This window comes from Streptomyces apricus, from assembly GCF_008369065.1.
GTDB classification, from domain to species: Bacteria; Actinomycetota; Actinomycetes; order Streptomycetales; family Streptomycetaceae; genus Streptomyces; species Streptomyces apricus.
In genome coordinates this window covers 20,074-24,050 of record NZ_VDFC01000050.1, presented here as the reverse complement: position 1 = coordinate 24,050, position 3,977 = coordinate 20,074, and the positions used below count along the sequence as shown (strand labels likewise).

The window sequence follows — 3,977 nt, the reverse complement described above, 5'->3', positions numbered from 1 at the left end:
AGCCTGGCGCACGGCCCGCAGGAGCGCCGACGAGGCCGTCATCACGTACGACCTCGTCGACCCCTGGCCGTACCCCGGCCGCGTCACCCAGGCCGTCGCCCTCACCGGGGACTCCCTGACGCTCACCATGTCGGTGGAGACGTACGACGAGAGCTTCCCGGCGCAGATCGGCTGGCACCCCTGGTTCAACCGCACCCTCGGCGACCAGGACGTGCGCGTCGACTTCACCGCCGCCTGGCAGGAGGAGCGCGGCGACGACCACCTGCCCACCGGCCGCCGCATCGACCCGCGCCCCGGCCCCTGGGACGACTGCTTCGGGATGCCCGAGGGCGTCCGCGTCACCCTCACCTGGCCGGGACAGCTCGCACTGGACGTGACGAGCCGCGAGCAGTGGGTCGTCGTGTACGACGAGCAGGAGGCCGCCGTGTGCGTGGAGCCGCAGACCGGCCCGCCCGACGGCCTCAACACCGCGCCTCGCCTGGTCACCCCCATCGAGCCGCTCGAAGCCGCCACCACCTGGACCTGGCGCCGCCTCTAAGCTGACCCCCATGAGCGACGACGTGCGCGGCGAGCTGCTGCAGCAGATCAAGGACAAGGCCGTGGTGCACGGCAAGGTGACCCTCTCCTCCGGCATCGAGGCCGACTACTACGTCGACCTGCGGCGGATCACCCTCGACGGCGAGGCGGCCCCGCTGGTCGGGCAGGTGCTGCTCGACCTGACGGCCGACCTGGACTTCGACGCGGTCGGCGGCCTCACGATGGGCGCCGACCCGGTGGCCGCGGCCCTGCTGCACGCCGCCCACGCGCGCGGCCGGCGCGTGGACGCCTTCGTCGTGCGCAAGGAGGCGAAGGCGCACGGCCTGCAGCGCAGGGTCGAGGGCCCGGACATCGCGGGCCGCCGCGTGCTCGTCGTCGAGGACACCTCGACCACCGGCGGCTCCCCGCTCACCGCCGTCGAGGCCGTGCGCGAGGCCGGCGCCGAGGTCGTGGGCGTCGCGACCATCGTCGACCGTGCCACCGGCGCCGCGGAGAAGATCCAGGAGACCGCGGGGGTCCCGTACCTCTACGCGTACTCCAAGGACGAGCTCGGCCTCGCCTGAACCCTCGTCCGACCCTTCCCCTCCCCTCTCCCGCCGCACAGACCGGACCATCCGGCCACGTCTGGAAGGATGGGGCCGACAATGACGTCGCCCCCTAGGTCAGGGCCGTAAGCAGCACTCCACCCGCACATACAAGGAGCGGACAGATGCCCATCGCAACCCCCGAGGTCTACAACGAGATGCTCGACCGGGCGAAGGCAGGCAAGTTCGCCTACCCGGCCATCAACGTGACCTCGACGCAGACCCTGCACGCTGCGCTCCGCGGGTTCGCGGAGGCCGAGAGCGACGGCATCGTCCAGATCTCCACCGGCGGTGCGGAGTTCCTGGGCGGCCAGTACAAGAAGGACATGGTCACCGGCGCGGTGGCGCTGGCCGAGTTCGCGCACATCGTCGCCGAGAAGTACGACGTCACCGTCGCGCTGCACACGGACCACTGCCCCAAGGACAAGCTCGACGGGTACGTGCGTCCGCTGCTCGCGATCTCCGAGGAGCGCGTCAAGGCCGGCCGCAACCCGCTGTTCCAGTCCCACATGTGGGACGGCTCCGCGGAGACCCTCGCCGACAACCTGGCCATCGCCCAGGAGCTGCTGGCCCGCGCCGCCGCCGCGAAGATCATCCTTGAGGTGGAGATCACCCCGACCGGCGGTGAGGAGGACGGCGTCACGCACGAGATCAACGACAACCTCTACACCACGGTCGAGGACGCGATCCGTACGGCCGAGGCCCTGGGCCTGGGCGAGAAGGGCCGCTACCTGCTGGCCGCGTCCTTCGGCAACGTGCACGGCGTCTACAAGCCGGGCAACGTCGTCCTGCGCCCCGAGCTCCTGAAGGAGCTGAACGAGGGCGTGGCGGCGAAGTTCGGCAAGCCGTCGCCGTTCGACTTCGTCTTCCACGGCGGCTCCGGCTCCTCCGAGGAGGAGATCCGCACGGCGCTGGAGAACGGCGTCGTGAAGATGAACATCGACACGGACACGCAGTACGCGTTCACGCGTCCCATCGCGGACCACATGTTCCGCAACTACGACGGCGTCCTGAAGGTCGACGGCGAGGTCGGCAACAAGAAGACGTACGACCCCCGCACCTGGGGCAAGCTCGCCGAGGGCGCGATGGCCCAGCGCGTCACCGAGGCCTGCGGCCACCTGCGCTCCACGGGCACGAAGATCAAGTAAGCGTCACGCACGGGCGGTACGTCCGGCGGCGGGGCCCGGTTTTCCACAGGGAGACCGGGCCCCGCCGTATGTCCGTATCATCCGGGACATGGCCGCCTCACCACAGGAGTCGTCACCTTCACCGTCCCCGGAACCCTCGGAGCCTTTGCAGTCCGCGGGGTCCTCGCAGCCCGCAGGGCCTTCGCAGCCTGCGGGACCCGCAGGACCTGCGGGTCCCGTGGGGCCTGCCGGGTCCCCGGCCGTCCGGATGTCCTCCCCCGCGGGGAGGTGGATCCTGCTGACCACCGTGCTCGGGTCGAGCATGGCGATGCTGGACTCGACCGTGGTGAACGTCGCGCTGCCGACGATCGGCCGCGACCTCGACGCGGACCTGGCCGCCCTCCAGTGGACCGTCAACGCCTACATGCTGACCCTCGCGGGCCTCATCCTGCTGGGCGGCTCCCTCGGCGACCGCTTCGGACGCCGCAAGGTGTTCGTGGTGGGTGTGGTCTGGTTCGCGGCGGCGTCCCTGCTGTGCGGGCTGGCACCGAACGCGGAGGTGCTCGTCGCGGCCCGCGCCCTGCAGGGGGTCGGCGGCGCGCTGCTCGCCCCCGGCTCACTCGCCCTGATCCAGGCGTCGTTCCACCCGGACGACCGGGCGAGGGCGGTCGGCCTGTGGTCGGGCTTCGGCGGCATCGGCGCCGCGGTCGGCCCCTTCCTGGGCGGCTGGCTGGTGGACGGCCCCGGCTGGCGCTGGGTGTTCCTGCTGAACGTGCCGCTGGCGCTGCTCTGTGCCCCGATCGCCCTGCGCCACGTACCGGAGTCGAAGGACGGCCGGGTGCACGGGCGCGGTTTCGACGTGCTCGGCGCCGTCCTCGGCGCGCTGGCGCTCGCCCTGGTGACGTACGCCCTCATCGAGGCCCCTGACGGCTCGGTGCCGGTCGTGGCGGTGACGGCGGCGGCCGGGGTCGCGGCGGGCGTCGCCTTCGTGGCCGTGGAGCGGCGGCGGGACGACCCGATGATGCCGCTCGACATCTTCGCGTCGCGCCAGTTCACGGCGGTCAACCTCGTCACGCTGTGCGTGTACGCGGCCTTCGGCGGGTTCTTCTTCCTCTCCGCCCTCCAGCTCCAGGTCGTCGCCGGGTACTCGGCCCTCGGCGCCGGTACGGCCCTGCTGCCGACGACGGTCCTGATGCTGCTGCTGTCGGCCCGCTCGGGCCAGCTGAGCGAGCGGATCGGCCCGCGCGTCCCGCTCACCGTGGGCCCGCTGCTGTGCGCGGCCGGGATGCTGCTGATGCTGCGGGTGGGCGAGGGCGCCTCGTACGCGGCCGACGTGCTGCCCGCCGTCCTGGTGCTCGGCACCGGCATGGTGACGCTCGTGGCGCCCCTCACCGCGACGGTGCTGGCCTCGGTGGACACCGGGCGGGCGGGGCTGGCCAGCGGCATCAACAACGCGGCGGCCCGGGCGGCCGGCCTGGTCGCGGTCGCCGCGCTGCCGCTGCTGGCGGGGATGGGCGAGGAGGCGTACCGCTCGGCGTCCGCCTTCGACGACGCCTTCCACCGGGCGATACCGCTGTGCGCGGGCGTCCTCGCGCTGGGCGCGCTGATCGCCTTCACGACGGTACGCAACCCCGCGCCGGGCTGCCTCCGCCCGGAATGCCGCACCCACGCGGCCATCACGTCCCCACCCCTGGAGCCGAACCAGTCCCGGGGCCACCTGAGCTAGAAC

The 3,977-nt window shown here is 72.3% G+C and carries 4 protein-coding genes; all 4 read left to right on the top strand.

Translation table 11 applies throughout. The features are described from left to right. The coding region (locus FGF04_RS30370; RefSeq protein ID WP_149514644.1) for an aldose epimerase family protein at positions 1-538 on the top strand (538 nt) is incomplete at its 5' end. A gap of 10 nt (positions 539-548) precedes the next feature. Further along, positions 549-1,100 (top strand): orotate phosphoribosyltransferase, encoded by a 552-nt coding sequence (pyrE, locus tag FGF04_RS30365; protein ID WP_149514572.1) that lies wholly within the window; start codon positions 549-551, stop codon positions 1,098-1,100. Positions 1,101-1,246: 146 nt separating this feature from the next. Next, the gene (gene fbaA, locus FGF04_RS30360) at positions 1,247-2,269 is read left to right on the top strand and encodes a class II fructose-bisphosphate aldolase (protein ID WP_149514571.1); all 1,023 of its coding nucleotides are present in this window, start codon (positions 1,247-1,249) and stop codon (positions 2,267-2,269) included. A 247-nt stretch (positions 2,270-2,516) separates the two neighbouring features. Then, positions 2,517-3,974, top strand: a complete 1,458-nt coding sequence (locus FGF04_RS30355) for an MFS transporter (RefSeq protein ID WP_149514570.1) — start codon at positions 2,517-2,519, stop codon at positions 3,972-3,974. Positions 3,975-3,977: the final 3 nt, after the last annotated feature.

Coding starts and splice junctions, on each gene's coding strand:
- fbaA (WP_149514571.1), top strand. CDS start 1,247: ATGCCCATCGCAACCCCCGAGGTCTACAACGAGATGCTCGACCGGGCG.
- pyrE (WP_149514572.1), top strand. CDS start 549: ATGAGCGACGACGTGCGCGGCGAGCTGCTGCAGCAGATCAAGGACAAG.
- FGF04_RS30355 (WP_149514570.1), top strand. CDS start 2,517: ATGTCCTCCCCCGCGGGGAGGTGGATCCTGCTGACCACCGTGCTCGGG.